We start from the raw sequence: 22,935 nt of genomic DNA on the forward strand, positions 1-22,935 counted from the left end.
TGCCGCGGAATATCCCGGCCGGGCGTCCGGGGGTGGGGCGGGGGCGATGAGCGCGGCACCTGAGCTGACGTGGACCTCGGTGAGGTGGCGCAGAGTCGATTCGGCCCGGCGGCCGGCTTGCGGTGACCGGCGGGCTTGGTGTGCTCCGGCGGCGGGTGTTTGATGTCCCAGATCGGCAGCCACCCGAAGACGCGGTCGAGCAGGCGGCGGGGGCGAGGATGAGCAGCCGCTCCTCGGGCAGCCGGAGTGGTCGGCGACAGCCGCCAGAGACTCGGGTCGTCGTCGAGATCGAGCGTATCGGCCGACTGGAGGTGTGAGTCGACGCCGGTCACGCCGCCCCTGCGCCCAGCGGCCCGGCAACGCCACCGCACTCGCCCGCTGATCACCGCATGCCGCTCCGGTCACTACACTCTCGACCTGCGCGAGGTTCTTCCACCGGGGCGGCACCGCACTGGGCAGGGATGGGACAGCGAATGGTTCAGGCACTCCAACTCGACGCCTGTATCGGGTACTTGATCCGGCGGTGCGAACAGGTCCACACCGCCCTGTGGGCAGCGCACGTCTCCCGTGGCATCACGTCCCAGCAGTTCGCCGTGCTCAACACCGTGGCCCGACGTCCGGAGGTGGACCAGCGAACCCTGTCCCAAGAAGCCTCGCTGGACCGCTCCACCGTCAACGTCATCGTCCGCCGCCTGGTGGACCGGGGCTGCGTACAGCAGGTACGCCACGAACGAGATCGCCGACGCACCATCCTGTGCCTCACACCGGACGGTGCACGGTTGCTGGAGGAACTCATCCCGCCCGCCCGGCACATCAACCAGCAGATGCTGGAGTCCTCGCTCCGTCCAGGACGGAGCAACGGCACTGCGGCTGCTCACGGCACTGGCCGAGGCTGAGCTTTCCTGACGGTTCCTCCGTGCGGCCCTGGACCGACGCACCTCACACGACGTCAGGGCTGATTGTTGCCCGCGATGCCCAGAGCCGTCCGAGTGGCCGCGGGTTCGTACTCGGGGGCAATGTCCGCCAGCACGCTCAGCGCGGTGCGCGCCAGATGACGGGCGACCACGCGTGCGGCTTCGACCGGGTCGCTCAGGCGCAGTGCCTTCAGGAGCGCCTCGTGCTCTGCGTATGCCTTGCCCCATGACGAGTGCGCGCCGAGCTGGGCCAGGCGGATGTAGCGTTCGCTGTGCTCGCCGAGCGAGGCGATCATGCGCTGCAGCTGTGGCCCCACCGCCTGGGTGGCGATGCCGTGGAACTCGTGGTGCGCCGCGTGCCATTCGTCCGGCTGTTCGTCGACCGTCAACCCCTGCATACGCTTCAGGGCGGCACTCATGCGTTCGACATCCGTAGCCGTGAACGTCTTGGCTGTCATGCTGACAGCGAGCGTTTCGAGCATGATGCGGGCCCCGTAGACAGCGTCCAGGTCCTCGGGGTCCACCGACCGCACCCGTGCTCGCTGGTCGGGCCGTGCGTCGATGAGCCCCTCTTCCTGGAGCAGCCGGAACGCCTCCCGCATGGGCGTGCGGCTGACGCCCAGCTTCCGGGCCATCTCGGCCTGGGGCAGCACCGACCCCGGAGGCAACTCGCCGCTGAGGATCATGGTGCGCAACCGCCCGTGGACGTCGAGAGCCAGTCGGCGCCCGCCCGCAGCAGCCGCGGGGCTTTCGTCCGGCGGCGCCGACCGGGCCGGCACATCGCCGCCGTCGTCGGCCGGCCGCTGTTCCTCGTGGGACGTGTTCCTGCTTCTGCTCACGCCGGCAGTCTACCCAGTGTGTATGCAGCCGATACGGCAATCCGCCCAAGCTTCGGGAGGATGGCCCGCCCACGTCGACCTGACCGTGTTCAGGCAGCGCATGACTGTATCCACCTGTGAGGGGGTGGAGAAGGTCGTGGCTTCGCCGGCCACACCGCACCGGTGGCCCCTGCTCGTCATCGCACGACAACGAGGGCAAGGCCCTGTCCCATGCCGAGCGCAGATCGCCGCACCGCCACCCACCCGCCGGGGCGAGGGATGCGTCACCGAGCGCGAGTGCCCATGCGGCCTGGATGGCGGCCCCAGTCCTCAGCTGCACAACAGGTTGATGGTGACGCCGGGCACGGTCTCCGGGGAGCGCCGCCTTACGTGCCGCATTGCGGTTCTCCTCACTGACGCCGTCGGCGTTGCCGAAGAAGAGGTCGTCAACCGTGTCGCATTGGCCCGGGCGACCAGTCCACTTCTCTTTCCCTGCGCAGACAACGCCAAGAACCGGCTGAATGGAGCGGCCATCGATCAGCAAGCGCACCGCCGCAAGATCGCACACGGTATCGCGCTCGTCCTGCTCCGTCCGGGCGGACAGGCACTCGTTGATGCCCGAGCCGCGCGTGGCGGCGGCTCGGGCATCAGTACGTTCAGCGCGACCCAGGGCAGCGGAGCACCCCGTGTCGGCGGTCTCGTAATGCCGCGTGGGCGGCGGGAACTCCACCTCGGCGACGGCTTGCGTCAGTCTGCCTGGCCGGGTCCGATCAGGGACGTCAGCGGGCGGGCGGGCTGCCAGTCGGGAGCGAAGCGGCGGCGCAGGCCGGCCACCGCCTCCATGCCGCGCAGGGTCACCTCGGGAGAGGTCGACAGGCCGGCGGGCCCGAGGAGACCGGGCACGGCGGCCCGGACGGCAGCCGCGGGCGGACCGTGCCGCAGCAGAGCCGCCTCGATGCCCGGTGCGCCGGAGGCCAGCAGTTCCTCAGTACTCGCGCGGCAGACCTCGACATAGGCACGGGTGTGCCAAGCGGTGGCCACCTCACGTGCGGTGATCACCACGTTGGTGATGAGGTCGGGGGCGACCTGGAGGTGGCCGCCGACACGAGGGAAGCCCTTGTCGGCGGCGAGGACGTCGAACGGCGGGTGGAGCGTCGTCCCGTCCAGGTCCTCCGTCCGCAGGGCCTGGAACCTCTGCAAGGTGCCCCCCACCGGGACGAGCTGGTCGTCGGTCACCGGTGAGCCGGCGACGTCGGCGAGCACGGCGCGCAGCACGAACGCGAAGGCGCTCCGCGCGTTGTCGACCGCCCACCGGTCCGTCGGCAGCGGTGTTCCGGGACGCCGGTGAACAGCCAGTTCGCCCATGCCCTCGGCCCGGACGGCCACGGGGTCCCGTTTCAGTACCCCGCGCAGCAGGTGGTCGGGAGAGGTGTGCATGATGTCGAAGTCGTCATCGTTCCACCCGGCCAGCTGCTGGTCCGAGGAGACGACCTGCACGAGGTTCACCTCGAGGCCGGCCTGCTGGAAGTATCCGGAGTCGATGGCGTGGTGGAGATGCACGTTGCCGGAGCCGGGGAAGACGCCCACGGTCAGCTGTCGGGTGGGGGCGCCGGGCGGGCGCGGCGTGCTCAGCGCGGGAAGCATGGCGAACTCCGTTGCATGGGTGGTTCCTCCGAGTCGGAAGGCAGGACATTCAGGCCGTCGGCTCGGGGCGTCCCGACGGTCATGGGGCGACGGTCAGGCGGGCTTCGCTTCCTGGTTGGTGATGAAGTCGGCCGGCGGCGGCCCGGGGCTCCAGACGGCGGCCGGGAGGTCTTCCCAGTCGGTCGGCTGCCAGTTCTCGGTGATGCAGTCCATGTCGCTGGAGTACTCGATCCAGCTGCCCCAGGGGTCCTGGATGTAGTGGAAGAGGTTCGAGCCGAGGGTGTGGCGGCCCAGGCCCCAGCCCTTCGTGTAGCCCTCGGCGGCCATGTTCTGCGCGCCTCTGGCGATCTGGTCGATGTCGGACACCATCCAGCTGGAGTGGTGCAGGCCGGGGTGCTCCCCCGGGACGAAGCCGAAGACGTGGTGGTCGCCGGGCCCCGAGTTCATGAAGACGGGTCCGCCCACGATGCGGTCCGACAGGCGCAGCCCGAGCGTGCGGGTGTAGAAGGCCTCGGAGGCGCTCACATCGGAACTGAAGATCAACATGTGGCCGAGACGTTGCGGGCCGGTGTCCTCGGTCGCGCTCCGCCAGCGAGCCTGGTCGATCCGGCGGACCCGGTCGCCGACGTTGGAGTCCTGCGCGTCCGTGGTCCCGAACTCGCGACAGGGGGCGATTCCTTCGTCACGGAGATTGACCAGGTTCCCCTCGTGATCGCGGAACCACAGCCCGCCAGGGGCCTCGGCCGGCCCGTCCAGCAGCTTCAGGCCCAGGTCTTCCAGGTGTCGCTGCCACTCGGGCAGCGAGCCCGGCTCAACTGCGAACGCCACGTGGTGGAACCGCTTGACCGGCCCCTCCATCAGCAACGTCTGGTCCTGCTCCCGGCCCTCGCAACGGATCACCACCGCGTCGCCGCGCTCCGCCGTCTCCAGCCCGAACGCGCTGTAGAAGCTCGCCCCCGTATCCAGCGACGGCACCTGGAGGCCGTAGTGCAGGAGACCGATGACACGCAACATGTGCACTCCTCGTGGTTCTGGTGCACCCGCGTCCCACACGGGCACCCAAGCCAAGTGTGTACACCCTAGGGGTCGAGCGTCCAGAGGTTGACCAAAGCTTTTTCCGATACATGCGTGCATACCTCCCTCCGTCGACCCTCACGCATTCTGAAGCCTGCTCTTCCTCTCTCAATGTGTATGCACTATGGTGCTCCTGCTTCAGAGAGCCGCTCGACGGAGGAAACATGACACCGCAGGAATGGTCGTTGGTGCAGTACCGGGTGGATCACTCGGAGAAAGTCGCCGTCGGTGCGTACACCGACGGAACCGTGGTCCAGGGGCCGCCCGGGACAGAGGGCCTCACGCTCATGGAGGTGCTGGGCCGATGGGAGTCGTTCGCGCCTCTGTTCCGTGACTGGACTCCGACGGCGTCGGACGCCGTTGTGGGCGCCCGGCTCGCGCCGCCGCTGACGTATCCGGGCAAGGTGCTCTGCGCGGGCGCCAACTACTGGGACCACATCGCCGAGATGGGCTGCGCGCGCCCCGATGAGCTGGGGGACCCGTTCTTCTTCTTCAAACCTCCGACGACGACCGTGACGGGATCAGGGGACCCGGTGCCCTTGCCCGCCTACGCGGGCGCCCGCGTCGACTGGGAGGCCGAACTGGCCGTGGTCATCGGCCGTGGCGGTCGCGACCTCACGCCCGAGCGGGCCATGGACCATGTCGCCGGCTACCTGGCGGCGAACGACATCTCGGCTCGGGACCGGATCAAGGCGGACAAGCCGGTCGCCGAGCCCTTCACCTACGACTGGGTCAGCCACAAGGGCCAGGACGGCTTCTGCCCGCTCGGCCCCGGGCTGGTGCCCGCCTGGCAGATCACCGACCCGCAGAACCTTCGGATCCAGCTCAGCATCAACGGTGTGCTGAAGCAGGACTCCTCCACCGCTCAGATGATGGTGAAGATCCCGGAGGTGATCGCGGCGGCCAGCCGCATCACCCGACTGGAACCCGGAGACGTCATCCTCACCGGCACACCCGCCGGGTGCGGAGTCCCGCGCGGAGAGTTCCTGGCTGCCGGGGATGACATAGTCATTGAGATCGAGCGCATCGGTCGCCTGGAGAACACGGTGGTGGCGTCATGAGTGAGACCTTGCCCCTTTCCGAGCTCGGCTGGTCGCAGGCGCTGCCGGTTCCCGCGACCATGCAGGCCATGCTGTTCCGCAGGTTCGGCCCGCCCGACGTCCTGGAGCAGGCCACGGTCGACACACCGCGCCCCGGACCCGGCGAGGTCCTGGTCCAGGTCGCCGCGGTCGGCATCGGCCGACTGCTCGACCTCACGGCCCGCGCGGGCGATCACCCCTACGCCAAGATCGAACCGCCCCACATCCTGGGCGCGGACCACGCCGGCACCGTCGCCGCACTGGGAGAAGGCGTGGACTCCGTCCGGGTCGGGGACCGAGTGGCCGTCCTGCCCGGTGTCGCCTGCGGCGACTGTGCCTACTGCGCGGACGGCCGTGAGGAGGTCTGCGACTCCCTGACCGTGATAGGCACCCACCGCCCCGGCGCCTACGCGCAGTACTGTGCGGTGCCGGCGCGCAACGTCCACAGGGTCCCGGACGGCATTCCGGCCGCGATGGCCGCCTCGCTCGCGCTCCTCGGCGCTGTCGCCGCCAACCAGATGACCCAGGCAGGGCTCCGCCCCGGACACTGGGTGCTCGTGCAGGGCGCGTCTTCCGCGCTCGGTTCCACGACGGCCGCCTACGCCCAGCACCTGGGCGCGAAGACCATCGCGACCTCCCGATCGGCGGAGAAGCGCGCGGCCATGGCCGCGGCGGGGGCCGACGTCGTGCTCGACACCAACGCGCCTGACTTCGTGGAGCGGGTACGCGAGGTGACCGGCGGTCGCGGCGTCGACATCGCCGTCGACAACCTCGGGGACCCTGCCGTCTGGGACGCCACCATCGACTCCCTGACCCGCGGCGGCGCCGTGGTGACCTCCGGCGCCTTCCTCGGCGGCCAGGTCAAGATCGACCTGCGTCGCGTGTACTCCGACTGCCACCGCATCATCGGGGTACGCACGGGCAACCCGGCCGCGGTGACGGAACTGTGGAAGCAGGTGGAGAACGGCTTCCGTGCCGTGGTCGACCGCACCTTCCCCATCGCCCGAGCCGCCGATGCCCACCGCTACATGGAGGACGACAACAGTCTCGGGCGGGTGGCACTCACCCTGGGCACCGGGGACTGGAACGCGTAACGGACCCGACACACGGGCACCCGGCCGGGCGCCCGTGGGACAACCTCGGGAACGATGCGGATCAGTCGTCCCAAGGCGGTCCCGTCGGGCCCCACCGTCCCGTCGGGCCCAGCTCCATGTGTTCGGCGGGCGTCCGGCAGGCCGCCTTCGAGCAGGGCGCTGCGGAAGCCGCGCGAACTCTCGTCGCCGGTAGCCCGGCTCCTCAGTGCCGTCCAGGTACGCGATGCAGGTGCGGCCATGGGCCACCAGGTGTGCGATGGCCCTGTACAGCGCAACGTGATCGTCCACGCCGCATCACGAGGTCCGAGCGACGGGTGCCTGCGCAGCAGCTGCAGTTGACCGCCATGACGGTCAGGGCTCCGGCGAGGAGGGAGGCGAGAGTGGTCACGGCCGCTCTCGGGCGTATGTGTCTGCGTGTTGTTCAGATCGAGCGCCCACTCAAATGGGAGATCGAGAACGCCGAGGCGGGCCCGTGCGGCGGTCACGACCTCTTCCATCGCTTCGATCACGGGCAGGGGTATCTCGGCGGCCAGGGCCGCGAGCCGTTCGGCAGGCATGGCCTGCGGTACGAAGTGACGTTCGACCTGGTCGGCGTCACCCTGGTCTGCCGGACTTGACCTGGATACCGAGCCCTCGCCCCCGGCGTCGGCCCTCAGGCGCCGAGTCACGGGCTAATGTGCAGGCCCCATCCTCATCCCCATATGCCCATCCTTTCCTTCCTCTTCTTCCTTTTCTTCCTTCCTGAGGACGGCGCGATGTCACTCGACAGGCCTTGCTGCGCTCCCGCCCGCGAGCCGGTGGCCGGGCCGGTTGTCCTGCCGGTCGGTGGACTGGTCGATGTGCCGTCGCGCGGCCCGGTCGATGGTCCGTCGGGCGGGGCTCCGGCGGAGCGGACGCAGGGTGGCGAGAGGCTTCTGTCGCTGCGGGGCGGGGCGTTCCTGATGGGCACCGAGGACGAGGCCGGTTACCCGGCGGACGGTGAGGGCCCGATCCGTGAGGTCGGGCTGAGTCCGTTCCGTATCGCCGCGACGACCGTCACCAACGAGCAGTTCGCGACGTTCGTGGACGCGACCGGACACGTGACCGAGTCCGAACACTTCGGCTTTTCCTTCGTGTTCGAGGGGTTCCTCACCGCCGACCTGCGCGCCGTCTCCCCACGTGTCCCCGGCACCCCGTGGTGGCGCGGCGTCCGGGGCGCCACCTGGCGGCAGCCGGAGGGGCCCTCCTCCTCCGTCGACGGGCTCCTCGACCATCCGGTGGTGCACGTCTCGTGGAACGACGCGCAGGCCTACTGCGCATGGTCGGGCACCCGGCTGCCCACCGAGGCCGAGTGGGAGTACGCGGCCCGTGGTGGCCTGGAGCGGAAGCGTTACCCGTGGGGCGACGAACTGGACCCCGACGGGCGGCACGCCTGCAACATCTGGCGCGGCACGTTCCCCACCGACAACACCGCCGCCGACGGCTACCGTTCGACGGCCCCGGCCGACGCCTTCGAGCCCAACGGCTTCGGCCTGTACAACACCGTCGGCAACGTGTGGGAGTGGTGCGCCGACCGGTTCTGCCCGGACTTCCACCGCACCGGCCCGCGTACCGACCCGACAGGGCCCCCGGACGGCCCGGCGCGGGTGATGCGCGGCGGCTCCCACCTGTGCCACGCCTCCTACTGCAACCGCTACCGCGTGGCGGCCCGCTCCTCCAACACTCCCGACAGCGCTGCCGGGAACATCGGCTTCCGGGTCGCGGCGGCGGCCTGAACCGCCGCTGCCGGGTGGCAAGTTCAGGCCCTGTTCGGCATCGGCATCGGCATCGGCATCGGTGTCGGTATCGGTGTCGATGTCGATGCCGGCCAGGGGGCGAGGCCGGCCGCGGCCGTCGCGGTCACGTGCCCGTCGTCGACCGCTGGACCGCCCTGACCCGGCGGTCGAACTCGCGGTTGAGCAGCGGCATCAGCACGCTGCCGAAGCGGGCCAGTGCCCGGGTGCCCGTGTCCGGGCAGATCGTGAAGCGTCGCCGATCGATGCCCTTCACGATCGCCGCCGCGACCTTCTCCGCGGTGAGGGGCTTGATCGTGCCGCCGACCGCGCGGGTCTCCCGCGGTTTCCACCGGTTCTCCTCGGCGAGCTGCGGCGTGTCCACGTCCGGCGGGAACACGACCCCGACGTGCACTCCACGCGGGGTCAGTTCGGCCCGTACCGACTCCATCAGGCCGCGTACCGCGAACTTCGCCGGCCCGTACGCGCTGTAGCCGAAGATGCCGAGCAGCCCGGCGGCGGACGAGACGGCGACCACGCTGCCGTGCCCGCGCTCCACCATGCCGGGGGCGACGGCCCGTACGGCGTGGAGCGTGCCGAAGTAGTCGACCTCGATCATCTGCCGGAAGACGTCGTCGGGCAGGTCGAGGAAGTGTCCCGGTCGGGCGAGTCCGGCGGAGGTGATCAGGATGTCGCAGGGTTGTGCCTGTTCGGCCTCCAGCTCGGCGATGGCTCGGGTGAGGGCCGCCTGATCGGCCACGTCGGCGGCCCGCGCGGCTACCGATGTCCGCTGTGCGGCAACCGGCGTCCCCTGTGCGCCAACCGGCGTCCGCCGCTCGGCGGCCGGTGCGTCCGTCGCGGCGGCCGACACCTCCTTCGCCGCCGTGTCCAGTCGTTCCGCGCCTCGCGCGATGAGTGAGAGCTTCGCGCCGCGTGCCGCCAGGAGCCGGGCCGTGGCCAGGCCGATGCCGCTCGACCCGCCGGTGACGATGACATGGGACGAACCGATGTCCATGGGGCGGGTGTTCCGCAGTCTCATGGTGGGGAGCGTAGCGGTCGTCGTCGCGGGAGCAGAGGCCTTCGGCCCGGCCGGTCAGAGCCCGAGCCCCTGCACCATCTCGTCGACGACGACCCGGCACCGGGGCAGCGGCCGCCGGTCCGCTCGCGGAGGGGTGGTGTCGTCGTCGGCCGCTCGGGTCGCCCGGTCCGTCGGCGCGGCCACCGGGATCTCCCGCAGCCACTGCTGGACGACGCGTGTCGGGAGGCCGCTGCGGTGAGCGGCCTCCCTCAGCGTGAGCCTGTCGGCGAGGATGTCCGCGAGGATGCGGATCCGCTCGGTCGGGGGAAACTCCGAGGCGTTCAAGGGCCGGCCCTTTCCATGAGACGTGCACCGGTGTGGCAGTTGATCCGTCGGAACTCGTACTCGGGAACTCGTACTCGGGAACTCGGAACTCGTACTCGGGACCGTGAACAAGGCCGTCGTCCGTTCCCGGATGACCGTGCGCCGTGAGCAGCTTCGGACCGCGCCGGAGAGCCGTCCTTGCCGTGGCGTGGCCCGCGACCGTCCGGAAGATGAAGAGCCGCGGCCCGAGCCCTCTGCGAACACCCGGTCACCCTCTCGGCCGAGTACCTGGGGTGGCCGCCGGCAGTCCTCCCGCGCACGGGTGTGGCGGGCCCGGCCCGACTCCGCCGCCCCGACCTGCTGCGAGCCCTCCGATCCGCCCGAGCCCTACGGCCACCGGCTGAAGCGCCGGGTGCCGGGCCCCTGGTCACCGAGCGGATCGGCCGGGAGGAGCTGGACAGCCGGGCCGCGTCTCGGACCGCGTCAGCTCCGCCGCGTACGGCGGCGAGCAGCTGCTGCGGGTGCCGTCCCGGTGGTCGGGGTCGCGACCTTCACCCTGCTGATGCCCGTGACCGGCGCGATCGGTGACGGTGACGGTGACGGTCCTCCCGTAAGAGGTGGGCCGGTCGCCTTGACAGTGAGGCGCCCCAACAGCGCCTCGTCGGGGATGCGGGAACTGCGCCACCAGCCGCGTACGACAGGTGCCCGACAACGTACCGAAGCCCCACCCGCCAACTCGAACGCCCCACCCCACATGCCTGGACCCGAGAACCCACTGACACTGACCCCATGCCAGGACCCGCCCCCGACCCCCGCACCAGACCCGATCCCCGCACCAGACCCGGCCGCATCGAGGACTACGCCCTCATCGGCGACCTTCTCTCCGCGGCCCTCGTCGGCAAGGACGGAAGCGTCGACTGGCTCTGCCTCCCCCGGTTCGACTCACCCGCCTGCTTCGCCGCCCTCCTCGGCGACGAGGACAACGGCCGCTGGCGGATCGCCCCGGCCGACGAGAAGGGCCCGTACGCCCGCCGCCGCTATCGGGACGACACGCTGATCCTGGAGACGGAGTGGGAGACGGCGGGCGGCCAGGTCCTGGTCACCGACTTCATGCCGTGCCGGAAGACCGGCGCCCCCAGCGTCGTACGCATCGTCGAAGGCCTTTCCGGCACCGTCGACATGCGCATGGACCTGCGGCTCCGCTTCGACTACGGCCGGGTCCTGCCCTGGATGCGCCGCCGGAACGGGCATCTGACGGGGATCGCGGGGCCCGAGTCGGTGTGGCTGCGCACCCCCGTCCGGCCGGTCGCCCACGGCACCGTCCACACCGCCGTCTTCCCCGTCACGGCGGGCGAACGGATCCCGTTCGTGCTGACCTGGCACCCCTCCCATCTGCCCGCGCCGGAAGAGGTGGACGCGTTCGAGGCGCTGCGCACCACGGAGGCGTACTGGCGCCGCTGGCTGCGCAGGCTCACGTACGACGGGCCGTACCGCGACGCCGTCGCCCGCTCCCTGATCACCCTCAAGGCTCTGACGTACCAGCCGACCGGCGGCATCGTCGCCGCCCCGACCACGTCCCTGCCCGAGGAGATCGGCGGCGTGCGGAACTGGGACTACCGCTTCTGCTGGCTACGGGACGCGGGCATGACGCTGGAGGCGTTGCTGCGCAGCGGCTTCAAGGCCGAGGCGGACGCCTGGCGGGGCTGGTTGGAGCGGGCGGTGGCCGGGCGGCCCGAGGACGTGCAGATCATGTACGGCATCGCGGGGGAGCGGCGGCTCACCGAGTGGGAGGCCGACTGGCTGCCGGGGTACGAGGGGTCGCGCCCGGTGCGGATCGGCAACGCGGCAGCCGGGCAGCGGCAGCTCGACGTACCCGGTGAGGTGATGGAGGCCATCCACCTGGCCATCGGCTGCGGTCTGCGCCCGCGCCAGCACCTGGTCTCCCTGCAGGCGGTCTTCCTGGAACACCTGGAACAGGCCTGGACCGAGCCCGACCAGGGGCTGTGGGAGATGCGCGGCGCCCCCCGTCACTACACACACTCCAAGGTGATGTGCTGGGTCGCCTTCGACCGGGCGGTCCGGATGGCCGAGGCGCACTCCCGGCCCGGTCCGGTGGAGAAGTGGCGCGCGATCCGCGACCGTATCCACCGCGAGGTCTGCGAGCGGGCCTTCGACCCGGAACGGGGCACCTTCACCCAGTCGTACGGCTCCCGCGAACTCGACGCCGCGCTGTTGCAGATCCCGCAGACCGGGTTCCTGCCGCCGGACGACCCCCGGGTGATCGGCACCATCGAGGCCGTGCAGCGCGAACTGCTCACCGACGGGCTGGTGGCCCGCTACTCGGCGGGCACCGCCGACTCGCCCGACGGCCTCAGTGGCGGCGAGGGCGCCTTCCTCGCCTGCTCCTTCTGGCTCGCGGACGCCCTGCGGCTGATCGGCCGCGAGGACGAGGCCCGCGCCCTGTACGAACGGCTGCTGGAGCTGCGCAACGACGTCGGACTGCTCGCCGAGGAGTACGACCCCCGGGCCCGCCGCCAACTGGGCAACTTCCCGCAGGCGTTCACCCACGTCCCGCTGATCAGGGTCGCCTACGAGCTCGACCGGCACGCCCTGCACGCCCGCCGCGAAGACCCGAAGGCGCCGCCCGGGACGCCTCCTGGGGCCAAGGAGGGGTGAGATGCTGCCCGGATTCTTCACCAGGGCCGTCGAGCTGCTGCTCGGCAGGGAAGGCCGGGACGGCCCCCTCCATCTGAAGGCGGCGGGCGGCGCGACCGCCGTGCTGGTCGTGGTGATGCTCCTCGGCTCCTGGGCCGTGATCGCCGCCGAGCACGACGCGCCGCGCGCCAACCTGACCTCGTACCCCAGGGCCCTGTGGTGGTCGATCGAGACGGCCACGACCGTCGGCTACGGCGACTTCTATCCAGTGACGTTCTGGGGCCGTGTCGTCGGCGCGGTCGTCATGGTCGTCGGCATCACCACGTACGGCATGGTCACCGCCGCCCTCGCCACCTGGTTCGTGGGCCGGGAGCAGAAGCGTCACCGACTCACCCACGGAGCCCATGAGTTGTGCGACGAGACCGCGCACGCCCTGCATGAGCGTTTCGACCGGCTGGAGCGGATGCTCGGCGCCAAGGGGCACGGCGACTGACCACCGGTTCCTCGCCGACCGCGGGACACCTGCCCGGCCGGCGGGCTTCCGATGTCCACACCTCGGACATTGCTTCCAATCCCCGGACACCCTCTTGACGTGCGGCGTGGACGGCTCGACACTCCAGGTGGGGTATTTCCTAGTGAACAGGTAGGGAATGATGGGGCGCCTGGAGCCGGTGGTCACTCGTGTGCCGCGCGCACGCCGGCAGTCCCTCCTTCTGACCTCCCGCCGTCACATCGACCTGCTGCGGGTCTGCAGTGCGAGAAGCCCCCTGAGCTGACCTGAGCGAGCCGCCGGCGTGGCACGCCACAGCGCCCGCGCGTCCATGTGCTCGCGTCACCACGCCCTCACGTCGTCGCGCAACCGCGCACCGCGCACCAGAACCCCCGGGGAGACACATGTCCGCCATGCCCGTCCACGCCCTGAACGCCGTCCCGTCGCCGCGGTCCCTGCCCGCCTTCCGGGGCCGGATCGGCTGCGACGCCCGCAGTGGCCACTACGCCGTGCCGCGCCGCTACCGGCTCCATCTCTCGCTGTCCTGTCCGGGCGCCCTGCGCATCGCCGTCGTCCACAGCCTCCTCGGGCTGGCGGACGCCTGCCCCGTGACCCTCCTGCCCGCCGTGCCCGACGGCCCGAACGGCGAGCACTCCGAGCTGCGCCCGCTGTACGAGGCGAGCGCCCACCGCTACCCCGGAGCGGCCGTGGCGCCGGTCCTCAGCGACGACTGGTCCGGACGCATCGTCAGCACCCACGCCCCCGACATCATGCGCGACCTCGCCCAGCGCTTCGGCGGCGGCCGCACCGAGCTGTACCCGCAGGGCGCGGAGGCCGAGATCGAGGGTGTCGCGCGCCTCTGCGAGCAGGGCATGGACGGCTCCGCCCAGCGCGCCGGCCGCGCCGACGCCGACGACCTGGAACGCCGTGACGCGCTCGGTTCCCTGCTGCGCACCCTGCGCTCGCTGGACGCCCGGCTCGCCGGCCAGGAGTACATCCTCGGCGACCGACTCACCGTCGCCGACGTCGAGTTGTGGGTCGCCCTGGTGCGGCTCGACACCGTGCACCGCTGGCACCTGGACGCCTCCGCCGTGCACCGCGTCGCCGACCATCCGCACCTGTGGGCGTACGCGCGCCGCCTGGCCGCCCACCACGCCTTCGGCCCCCACCTCGACCTCGACGGCATCGCCCGCCGCCACCACGCGAACTGCCAGGGACTGGAGGCGGCCGGCGCGGCCGTGCAGATCCTGGACTGGGCCTCCCACGTCCCGGACCAGGCCGTATCGACAGACGGACAGGCGTCCCATGTGCTGGACTGACGTTGACAGCGGCCCGCCGGGCCTGAGTTACTTACGGCCACCCGAAGAGCACGAGGCCCACCGGGCCGGAAGAACGATGGTGACGGACATGTACGCAACCCCGAGGCCGGCCGCATGGCGCCGCCACGGTTGCGTGCCGCTCTGCGCCGACCGCGCCGTCGATCTGCTCCGGGTCAACAGCGCACTGTGTAGCGCACGCTAGCGCGGTCCGGGCCCGACCCGGCACCGCGCTCCCGTCGAGGCTGACGGTTCCCCCGAACCCCTGAGGCACCGCACCAGCGGTCCGCCCTCTCTCCGCCAGCCCCGGTGTCGTGCGCATTCGTGTGTCTTTCCGTGCCTCCGTACGGCGAGCGGTCCCTCTCCGCCGTACGACCGACGAGCGTTCTCGTCCGCCGAACGGCCGAAGTCACCTGCGTCGCCTGGGGTTTGACACTCTTCCGGAGCCCTTGATGAGTGAACCCCCAGGCGCCGCCGTGTCCTTGACCGAGGCGCCGTCGCCCGCAGACACCCCGCCGAAGCCGCTCGCCGCCCAGCGGGTGCTGCCGCTGCGCCGCCCCGGCCGCTGGATCGCCACCGCGGTCGTGCTGGTCGTCGCGGCCCAGTTCGTCCACGGACTGATCTCCAACCCCTTCTACCAGTGGGACCGCTTCGCCTACTGGTTCCTGCGGCCGACGATCCTCGACGGCCTGCTCATCACCCTCGAAGTCGCCGCCTACAGCGCGGTGTTGGGCCTCATCGGCGGCGTCCTCCTCGCGCTCGCCCGGCTCTCGAAGAGCCCGGTCCTGCGCTCGGTCAGCTGGGTCTACATCTGGGCCCTGCGCTCGATCCCGCTGATCGTCGTCCTGCTCTTCCTCTACAACTTCAGCGCCCTGTACCAGACGCTCAGCCTGGGCGTCCCCTTCGGCCCGGCGTTCTTCACCTTCGACGAGTCGCGCCTCGCCACCGACATGGCCGTCGCCGTCATCGGCCTCAGCCTCAACGAGGCGGCCTACGCGGCCGAGGTCGTCCGCGGCGGCATCCTCTCCGTCGACCAGGGCCAGCACGAGGCGGCCTCCGCACTCGGCCTGCCGAAGGGCTACCAGTTCCGCAGAATCGTCTTCCCGCAGGCCCTGCGCTCGATCACCCCGAACTACGTCAACCAGCTGATCGGCCTGATCAAGAGCACCTCGCTGGTCTTCTACGTCTCGCTGCTCGACCTCTTCGGCACCGCGCAGGCCATGGGCTCCACCTACCCCGGTGACATCGTGCCGCTGCTGCTGGTCTCCACCGTCTGGTACCTGATCCTCACCAGCGTCGTCTCGATCATCCAGTTCTACGTCGAGCGGTACTACGCCCGGGGCGCCACCCGCACCCTGCCGCCGACGCCGTTGCAGAAACTGCGGGTTGGTGTCACCGACCTCCGGGACCGCATCCGCAAGGAGGCCGCCGTATGACCGCCGGGACGCTCGACCATGCGGCCGCCACCGTCGAGGTGCACGACGTGCACAAGTGGTACGGCACCCACCGGGTGCTGAACGGTGTCGACCTGACCATCCGGCCCGGCGAGGTCACCGTGATCCTCGGCCCGTCCGGCTCCGGCAAGTCCACGCTGCTCAGGGTCATCAACCACCTGGAGAAGCCCGAGATCGGCCACGTCAGCGTCAACGGCGAACTGATCGGCGTGCGCCGGCACGGCGACCGGCTGAAGGAGCTGAGCGAACGGGCGATCCTCACCCAGCGCGGCCGGATCGGCTTCGTCTTCCAGAACTTCAACCTCTTCCCGCACCTGACCGTCCTGGAGAACGTGGCCGCGGCCCCGGTGGCGACCGGAAAGCTCGGCAAGGCGCAGGCCGGCCAACTCGCCCGCGAACTCCTGGACCGGGTCGGCCTGGCCGACAAGGCGGCTGCCTATCCACGGCAGTTGTCCGGCGGACAGCAGCAGCGCGTGGCGATCGCCCGCGCCCTGGCCCTGCGCCCCGGCGTCATCCTCTTCGACGAGCCGACCTCCGCCCTCGACCCCGAACTCGTCGGTGAAGTCCTGGCCGTCATCAAGGGCCTGGCGCGAGGCGGCACCACGCTGGTGATCGTCACCCACGAGATCGGATTCGCCCGGGAGATCGCCGACCGGGTCGTCTTCATCGACGGCGGACGGATCGTCGAACAGGGCCCGCCCTCAGAGGTCCTGGACAGGCCGCGGCACGAACGGACCAAGGACTTCCTCAGCAAGGTCCTCTGACCCAGCCCTCCCAGCTTCCCCCGACACCGCCCTCAAACCCTCTCGAACGACAAGGACAGTCATGCCCACGCACACCCGGTTCTCCCGGCGCAGCCTGCTGCGCGGCATCACCGCGGCGACCGCCGCCGCCACCCTCGCCACCGGGCTCGCCGCCTGCGGGGGCGACACCGAGGCCGCGACGAGGACCGAGGCCGCCGGCACGGTCACCGTCGGGCGGCTCGCCAACGGCGCCGCCAAGGAGACCGAGATCAAGGTCTCCGAGGTGAAGTCCATCAGCGCCGAACTGCCCGACGCCATCAAGAAGAGCGGCAAGCTGGTGATCGGATCGGGCACGCTGCCGTCCGGCAGTCCGCCACTCGGCTTCATCGGCAGCGACCAGAAGACGCTCACCGGCTCCGAGCCCGACCTCGGCAGACTCGTGGCCGCGGTCCTCGGTCTCCAACCCGAGGTGCGCCAGTCGACCTGGGAAAACCTGTTCATCGGTATCGACAGCGGCAAGGTCGACGTCGGCTTCTCCAACATCACCGACACCGAGGAGCGCAAGCAGAAGTACGAGTTCGCCTCCTACCGCAAGGACGACCTGGCCTTCGAGACGAAGAAGGACAACGACTGGAACTTCGACGGCGACTACGAGAACCTCGCCGGCCGGACGGTCTCCGTCGGCAACGGCACCAACCAGGAGAAGATCCTCCTGGAGTGGAAGGCGAAGCTGGCGAAGGAGGGCAAGAAGCCCCTCACCGTCAAGTACTTCCAGGAGAGCAACAGCATCTACCTGGCGCTGAACAGCGGCAAGATCGACGCCTACTTCGGCCCCAGCCCCAACCTCGCCTACCACGCGGCCAAGACCGCCGGCACACCCCAGGCGACCCGTATCGCGGGCCAGTTCTCCGGGGCCGGCGAGACCCTCCAGGGCCTGATCGCCGCGACCGCGAAGAAGGGCAGCGGTCTGGCCGAGCCTCTCGCCGAGGCCATCAACCACCTGATCGACAACGGCCAGTACGGCGCATGGCTGAAGGCCTGGAACCTTCCCAACGAGTCCGTGGAGAAGTCCGAGGTCAACCCCCCAGGTCTGCCCCTCACCAATTCCTGACGATACGTCATATCAATTGCAGAGAAAGCCCGTTGAATGAGGAAGGGATTCCGCCTCAGTGGCCCGTCAGACCGACCTCCACGGAGGCGGAACTCCGTCCGCACCCGCTGCGGCACCCTCCGCACCCGCCGCCGAACCCCTCGCCGCACTCGACATGGCCGCACCCCCCGCCGCACTCGACATACCCGTCCTCGACAACGCCGTCTGGGCCTCCCTCGACGGCCCGCACGCCCGCTTCGCCGAACGGGTCGGCGCCGCCGCCCGCTATCCGGCCGACACCTACGCCTTCGCCGCCCTGGCCGACCCTGGGGACCCGGCCGCCTGGGCCGACCTGCACACGCTCGTCGGCGCGGGGACCGTCGTACGGATCAAGCCGGTCCACGAGGTGCCGGACGACTGGGAGGTGGTCGGCGGCGGACAGGGTGTCCAGTTGGTGGACACCGCGCTACGGGCCGAACCCGCGCCCGAAGCGGTACGGCTCGGGCTCGACGACGTCCCCGAGATCCTGGACCTGGTCGCCCGCACCCGACCGGGCCCCTTTCTGAAGCGGACCGTCGAACTGGGCACCTATCTCGGCATCCGGGACCGGGGGCGGCTGATCGCCATGGCCGGCGAGCGGATCCACCCGCCGGGCTGGACCGAGATCAGCGCGGTCTGTACCGACCCGGACCACCGTGGCCGGGGCCTCGCCACCCGGCTCGTCCGCGCGGTCGCCGCGGGCATCCGCGAACGCGGCGAGACACCTTTCCTGCACGCCGCCGCGGACAACACCACCGCGATCCGGCTCTACGAGTCCATCGGCTTCACCCTGCGCCGCCGCTCCACGATCCTGGCGGTCCGAAGCCCGGCAACGCCCCGCGAGAGGGCCGTACGAACTTCCTAGGAAGGCGCACACCTGTGTCCCCAGCTGCCTCTTTCCCCTCCTCCACGCCGTCCGTCCCCCCTGCTTCCGCCTCCTCTCCCGCGTCCGCGCTGCACCTCGCCGTCGCACTCGACGGCACCGGATGGCACCCTGCCTCCTGGCGCGAGCCGGTGGCTCGCCCCCGCGAGGTGTTCACCGCCGGATACTGGGCCGACCTCGTCGCCGAGGCCGAGCGCGGACTGCTCGACCTCGTGACCATCGAGGACGGCCTCGGCCCGCAGTCCTCGCACCTCCTTGACCCGGACGAACGCACCGACCAGGTCCGCGGCCGGCTGGACGCCGTCCTCGTCGCGGCCCGGATCGCCCCCCTCACCCGGCACATAGGAATCGTGCCGACCGTCGTGGCCACCCACACCGAGCCCTTCCACATCTCCAAGGCGATCGCCACCCTCGACTACGTCAGCTCCGGCCGCGCCGGCCTGCGGGTACAGATCACCGCCCGGCCGAACGAGGCCGCCCACTTCGGCCGCCGTACGATCCCGCGCATCGAGGCCTACGACAGCCCGGACACCCGGGAGTTGGTGACCGAACTGTTCGACGAGGCCGCCGACCACGTCGAGGTCGTGCGCCGCCTCTGGGACAGCTGGCAGGACGACGCGGAGATCCGGGACGTGGCCACCGGCCGGTTCGTCGACCGCGACAAACTGCACTACATCGACTTCGAGGGCCGCCACTTCAGCGTCAAGGGCCCCTCCATCACCCCCCGCCCGCCGCAGGGCCAGCCCGTCGTGAGCGCCCTCGCCCATGACACCGTCCCGTACCGGCTGGTCGCCCGCCAGGCCGACATCGGCTACGTCACGCCGCACGACACCGGCCGGGCACGCGCGATCGTCGCCGAGATCCGGGCGGAGCAGCGCGCCGCCGGACGTGGCGACGAGCCGCTGCACGTCTTCGGCGACCTGGTGGTCTTCCTCGACGACGACCCGGCCGAGGCGGCGGCCCGGCGGGAGCGCCTCGACACGCTCGCGGGCGAGCCGTACACGAGTGACGCCCGGATCTTCACCGGTACGCCGGTCCAACTCGCGGATCTGCTGCAGGAGTTGGCGGAGGCTGGTCTGACGGGATTCCGGCTGCGGCCCGCGGTCCTGGGCCACGACCTCCCGGCGATCACCCGCGGCCTCGTGCCCGAACTCCAGCGCCGCGACGCCTTCCGCCGCGCCTACGAGGCCGAGACCCTGCGCGGCCTGCTGGGGCTGCCCCGCCCCGCCAGCCGCTACGCCGACGCCGCAGCGACCGCGACCCTCTGAGCCGTAGGGAGACCGACCACCATGAGCAAGCCCCTGAAGCAGATCCACCTGGCCGCCCACTTCCCCGGCGTCAACAACACCACCGTATGGAGCGCCCCGGAGGCCGGTAGCCACATCGAGTTCAGCTCCTTCACGCACTTCGCGCGGACGGCCGAGCGCGCCAAGTTCGACTTCCTGTTCCTCGCGGAGGGCCTGCGGCTGCGCGAACAGGGCGGCAGCATCTACGACCTGGATGTCGTCGGCCGCCCCGACACCTTCACCGTCCTCGCCGCGCTGGCCGCCGTCACCGACCGTCTCGGACTCACCGGAACCATCAACTCCACCTTCAACGAGCCGTACGAGGTGGCCCGACAGTTCGCGAGCCTCGACCACCTCTCCGGCGGGCGTGCCGCGTGGAACGTCGTCACCTCCTGGGACGCCTTCACCGGCGAGAACTTCCGCCGGGGCGGCTTTCTGCCGCAGGAGGAGCGCTACTCCCGCGCCAAGGAGTTCCTGGCCACGGCGAACGAACTCTTCGACTCCTGGGACGGGGACGAGATCGTCGCCGACCGGGAGACGGGCGTCTTCCTGCGGGACGCCAAGGCGGGAGCCTTCGTCCACAGCGGACAGCACTTCGACATCGAGGGCCGGTTCAACGTCCCGCGCTCACCGCAGGGCCGCCCGGTCGTCTTCCAGGCGGGCGACTCCGACGAGGGCCGTGAGTTCGCCGCCGCCGGTGCCGACGCCATCTTCAGCCGGTACGCGAGCCCGGACGCGGGTCGGGCCTTCTACACCGACGTCAAGAACCGTCTCGCCACGTACGGCCGCCGCGAGGACCAGCTGCTCATCCTGCCCGCGGCCAGTTTCATTCTCGGCGATACCGACGAGGAGGCGGAGGAGCTCGCCCACGACGTCCGCCGACAGCAGGTCAGCGGCGCCACCGCACTCAAGCATCTGGAGTTCGTCTGGAACCGGGACCTGTCCTCCTTCGACCCCGACGGACCGCTCCCCGACATCGACCCGGACATCAGCGACACCCACATCTCCAAGGGCCGCGCCCAGGTCCGTATGTACCGCGACCCGCTGGCCACCGCCCGCGAATGGCGGGAGCGTGCCGCCGCCCACAACTGGTCCATCCGCGACCTGGTCATCGAGACCGGCAACCGGCAGAACTTCATCGGCTCGCCGGAGACGGTCGCCCGCACGATCAACGACTACGTCCAGTCGGATGCCGCCGACGGCTTCATCCTCGTCCCCCACATCACCCCCACCGGCCTCGACCCCTTCGCCGACAAGGTCGTACCGCTGCTCCAGGAACGGGGTGTCTTCCGCGCGGACTACGAGGGCACGACCCTCCGCGACCACCTGGGACTGGAAGCACTGTCCTAGCCGCAGGTGGTCGTCCGCCGCGGCACGCAGCTGCGGGCAGCCGAACCCGTATCCGGCGGCCGGGGCGGAAGGAACCCCAGTCCCGGTCGTCGCCGACGAGGGCTGCGGGCCGATGGACACGCCCGTCCGGCGGGTGGCGGGGGAGTGCGTGCCGCTGTCGTTCGGCCGCGCCCCTAAGGAGCGGGTCGTCGTCGGTGTCGGCCGGGTCACGAGGACGGTCCGCGACCGCGTCGCATACTGACTGCCCGTCAGTTTTTCACGCGGACCCACCTCTGGGAGGAACGGCGATGACCAAACGGATGCTCCTGCGCTCGGGCCATGTCGTCTCGATGGATCCGGCCATCGGTGACCTGCCCGAGGGCGACGTCCTCATCGAGGACGGCACGATCACGGCGGTCGAACGCGAGATCGAAGCGGACGTGGACGCCGAGGTGCTCGACATGACCGGCCGCATCGTCATCCCCGGCTTCGTCGACACCCACCGCCACACCTGGGAGGCGTCGATCCGCGGCTGCGCCCCCGACGCCACCCTCGACGACTACTTCGTGGACGTCCTCGACACCTTCGCACCCGTCTACACCCCCGAGGACGTGTACGCCGGCAACCTGGCCGGCACCCTGGAGTGCCTCAACGCGGGCATCACCACCCTCGTCGACTGGTCACACATCAACAACACACCCGAGCACCCGGACGCCGCGGTCCGGGCGCTGACGGAGACCGGCATCCGCGCCCAGTACGCGTACGGCAGCGCCAACACCTCACTCGCCGACTACTGGTTCGACAGCAAGATCGCGGTACCCGGTGACGACGTACGCCGAGTCCGTGACCGGTACTTCGCCTCCGACGACGGCCTGCTCACCATGGCGCTGGCCACGCGCGGCCCCGGCTTCTGCGCCGACGACGTCGTCACCCGGGAATGGGGCCTCGCCCGCGAACTGGGCATCCCGATCACCGTGCACGTCGCCATGGGCCGCCTGGCCGGACGCTTCGGCATGGTCAGGCAGTTGCACGAGCTGGGCCTGCTCGGCCCCGACACGACGTACGTCCACTGCTGCCACCTCAGCGAGGACGAGTGGCGGATGGTGGCCGACAGCGGCGGCACCGTGTCCATCGCCGCCCAGGTGGAGACCCAGATGGGCCACGGCTGGCCGCCCGTGATGCAGGCGATCGAACACGGGCTGCGGCCGTCCCTGAGCATCGACGTCGTCACCACCGTGCCCGGCGACATGTTCACCCAGATCCGGGCCGCCTTCGCCGCCGAACGGGCACGGGTCAACGCCGACTGCTGGCAGGCCAACCTGCCCGTGCCGAAGACGATGCTGACGGCACGTCGGATGCTGGAGATCGCCACGCTCAACGGGGCTCACGTGGCCGGCGTGGAGGACCGTACCGGCTCCCTCACCCCCGGCAAGCGGGCCGACATCGTCGCACTCGACGCGACCGCCCTCAACATGGCGCCCGTGCACGACGCGGCGGCCGCCGTGACCCTCGGCGCGGACGTCTCCAACGTGGAGACGGTCATCGTGGACGGCGTGGTCCGCAAGCGCGACGGCAGGCTGCTCGCGGACGTCGGCCGGGCCCGCCGCCTGGTCGAGGAGTCACGTGACCGGCTGCTGGCGGCCGTGGCGGCGAGGAAGCCGGAAGCATGACGCACCCTGTGATACGCCGGGCCGCCGAGACCCCCGACCGCCGTACGACAGCGGGGGGTTCCGGCGGCGCGAGGTCGTCGGCGAGACGGAAGGCGCCGCGCACACCCGCTCGGCCGTCTGCGAACCACGGTCCCACGGCAGGGCCGACGCCCACGTCCACGCGACGGGGCGAGCTTGCACATCCTCCGGCGACCGCTCGGTCGACGCGGGGTTCCCGAACGTCGACGGGGGCGGCTGCTGCGCAGGCGCCGCCCGCCTGCCGCG

21 protein-coding genes and 1 pseudogene are annotated in these 22,935 nt (G+C 70.8%); 16 read left to right on the forward strand and 6 right to left on the reverse strand.

Translation table 11 applies throughout. From position 1 onward, the window contains the following. Positions 1-473: 473 nt before the first annotated feature. Positions 474-896 (forward strand): MarR family winged helix-turn-helix transcriptional regulator, encoded by a 423-nt coding sequence (locus OG858_RS38740; protein ID WP_179201293.1) that lies wholly within the window; start codon positions 474-476, stop codon positions 894-896. A 53-nt stretch (positions 897-949) separates the two neighbouring features. On the opposite strand, the gene OG858_RS38745 is transcribed toward OG858_RS38740, so the two are convergent. The 4 genes and pseudogenes from OG858_RS38745 to OG858_RS38760 form a co-directional block, all read right to left on the reverse strand. Then, entirely contained in the window at positions 950-1,753 is an 804-nt protein-coding gene (locus OG858_RS38745) for a GntR family transcriptional regulator (RefSeq protein ID WP_319317397.1), read from the reverse strand. A 238-nt stretch (positions 1,754-1,991) separates the two neighbouring features. Beyond that, positions 1,992-2,183, reverse strand: a pseudogene (locus tag OG858_RS38750) (3-oxoadipyl-CoA thiolase); the annotation flags it as partial. 296 nt (positions 2,184-2,479) lie between these two features. Next, complete coding sequence (locus OG858_RS38755) at positions 2,480-3,376, reverse strand: ABC transporter substrate-binding protein (protein WP_328543978.1); 897 nt, start codon at positions 3,374-3,376, stop codon at positions 2,480-2,482. A gap of 93 nt (positions 3,377-3,469) precedes the next feature. Then, positions 3,470-4,390 (reverse strand): VOC family protein, encoded by a 921-nt coding sequence (locus OG858_RS38760; RefSeq protein ID WP_086751083.1) that lies wholly within the window; start codon positions 4,388-4,390, stop codon positions 3,470-3,472. Positions 4,391-4,614: 224 nt separating this feature from the next. On the opposite strand from OG858_RS38760, the gene OG858_RS38765 reads away from it, so the two are divergent. From OG858_RS38765 to OG858_RS38780, 4 genes are all read left to right on the forward strand, one after another. Next, on the forward strand, positions 4,615-5,511 hold the full coding sequence (locus tag OG858_RS38765; RefSeq protein ID WP_086751084.1) for a fumarylacetoacetate hydrolase family protein: 897 nt from the start codon (positions 4,615-4,617) through the stop codon (positions 5,509-5,511). Further along, positions 5,508-6,623 (forward strand): alcohol dehydrogenase catalytic domain-containing protein, encoded by a 1,116-nt coding sequence (locus OG858_RS38770; protein WP_086751085.1) that lies wholly within the window; start codon positions 5,508-5,510, stop codon positions 6,621-6,623. The genes OG858_RS38765 and OG858_RS38770 overlap by 4 nt, the downstream gene beginning before the upstream one ends. A gap of 380 nt (positions 6,624-7,003) precedes the next feature. Continuing rightward, a complete protein-coding gene (locus tag OG858_RS38775; RefSeq protein ID WP_143677405.1) occupies positions 7,004-7,240 on the forward strand; it encodes a hypothetical protein in 237 nt (78 codons plus the stop codon). 138 nt (positions 7,241-7,378) lie between these two features. Beyond that, positions 7,379-8,377 carry a formylglycine-generating enzyme family protein gene (locus tag OG858_RS38780; protein ID WP_086751089.1) on the forward strand — a complete coding sequence of 333 codons (999 nt, stop codon included), beginning with the start codon at positions 7,379-7,381 and terminating at the stop codon, positions 8,375-8,377. A gap of 124 nt (positions 8,378-8,501) precedes the next feature. Here the strand turns inward: OG858_RS38780 and OG858_RS38785 are convergent, their stop codons facing one another. Continuing rightward, positions 8,502-9,413 carry an SDR family oxidoreductase gene (locus tag OG858_RS38785; protein WP_218779661.1) on the reverse strand — a complete coding sequence of 304 codons (912 nt, stop codon included), beginning with the start codon at positions 9,411-9,413 and terminating at the stop codon, positions 8,502-8,504. 54 nt (positions 9,414-9,467) lie between these two features. After that, a complete protein-coding gene (locus OG858_RS38790; RefSeq protein ID WP_319065770.1) occupies positions 9,468-9,737 on the reverse strand; it encodes a hypothetical protein in 270 nt (89 codons plus the stop codon). Between the two features lie 768 nt (positions 9,738-10,505). Here OG858_RS38790 and OG858_RS38795 point away from each other — a divergent pair. The 11 genes from OG858_RS38795 (at position 10,506) to OG858_RS38845 (ending at position 22,671) form a co-directional block, all read left to right on the forward strand. Continuing rightward, entirely contained in the window at positions 10,506-12,392 is a 1,887-nt protein-coding gene (locus tag OG858_RS38795) for a glycoside hydrolase family 15 protein (protein WP_319065769.1), read from the forward strand. A 1-nt stretch (position 12,393) separates the two neighbouring features. After that, positions 12,394-12,864: a potassium channel family protein gene (locus OG858_RS38800; RefSeq protein ID WP_319065768.1), complete on the forward strand. Its 471-nt coding sequence runs from the start codon at positions 12,394-12,396 to the stop codon at positions 12,862-12,864. Between the two features lie 401 nt (positions 12,865-13,265). Next, positions 13,266-14,180, forward strand: coding sequence for a glutathione S-transferase C-terminal domain-containing protein (locus OG858_RS38805; protein WP_319065766.1), 915 nt, complete (start codon positions 13,266-13,268; stop codon positions 14,178-14,180). 449 nt (positions 14,181-14,629) lie between these two features. Continuing rightward, complete coding sequence (locus OG858_RS38810; RefSeq protein ID WP_086749783.1) at positions 14,630-15,613, forward strand: amino acid ABC transporter permease; 984 nt, start codon at positions 14,630-14,632, stop codon at positions 15,611-15,613. Continuing rightward, positions 15,610-16,395, forward strand: coding sequence for an amino acid ABC transporter ATP-binding protein (locus OG858_RS38815; protein WP_327745383.1), 786 nt, complete (start codon positions 15,610-15,612; stop codon positions 16,393-16,395). The genes OG858_RS38810 and OG858_RS38815 overlap by 4 nt, the downstream gene beginning before the upstream one ends. A 61-nt stretch (positions 16,396-16,456) precedes the next feature. Next, the gene (locus OG858_RS38820; protein WP_327745384.1) at positions 16,457-17,485 is read left to right on the forward strand and encodes an ABC transporter substrate-binding protein; all 1,029 of its coding nucleotides are present in this window, start codon (positions 16,457-16,459) and stop codon (positions 17,483-17,485) included. Between the two features lie 58 nt (positions 17,486-17,543). Further along, positions 17,544-18,368, forward strand: coding sequence for a GNAT family N-acetyltransferase (locus OG858_RS38825; protein WP_408059455.1), 825 nt, complete (start codon positions 17,544-17,546; stop codon positions 18,366-18,368). 14 nt (positions 18,369-18,382) lie between these two features. Beyond that, positions 18,383-19,654 (forward strand): LLM class flavin-dependent oxidoreductase, encoded by a 1,272-nt coding sequence (locus OG858_RS38830; protein WP_319065761.1) that lies wholly within the window; start codon positions 18,383-18,385, stop codon positions 19,652-19,654. Positions 19,655-19,675: 21 nt separating this feature from the next. After that, positions 19,676-21,022 carry an NtaA/DmoA family FMN-dependent monooxygenase gene (locus OG858_RS38835; protein WP_319065759.1) on the forward strand — a complete coding sequence of 449 codons (1,347 nt, stop codon included), beginning with the start codon at positions 19,676-19,678 and terminating at the stop codon, positions 21,020-21,022. 112 nt (positions 21,023-21,134) lie between these two features. Beyond that, positions 21,135-21,263 (forward strand): hypothetical protein, encoded by a 129-nt coding sequence (locus OG858_RS38840; protein ID WP_327725351.1) that lies wholly within the window; start codon positions 21,135-21,137, stop codon positions 21,261-21,263. 46 nt (positions 21,264-21,309) lie between these two features. Beyond that, a complete protein-coding gene (locus OG858_RS38845) occupies positions 21,310-22,671 on the forward strand; it encodes an amidohydrolase family protein (protein WP_319065755.1) in 1,362 nt (453 codons plus the stop codon). The last annotated feature ends 264 nt before the right edge of the window (positions 22,672-22,935 follow it).

The organism is Streptomyces europaeiscabiei (assembly GCF_036346855.1).
GTDB lineage: Bacteria > Actinomycetota > Actinomycetes > Streptomycetales > Streptomycetaceae > Streptomyces > Streptomyces europaeiscabiei.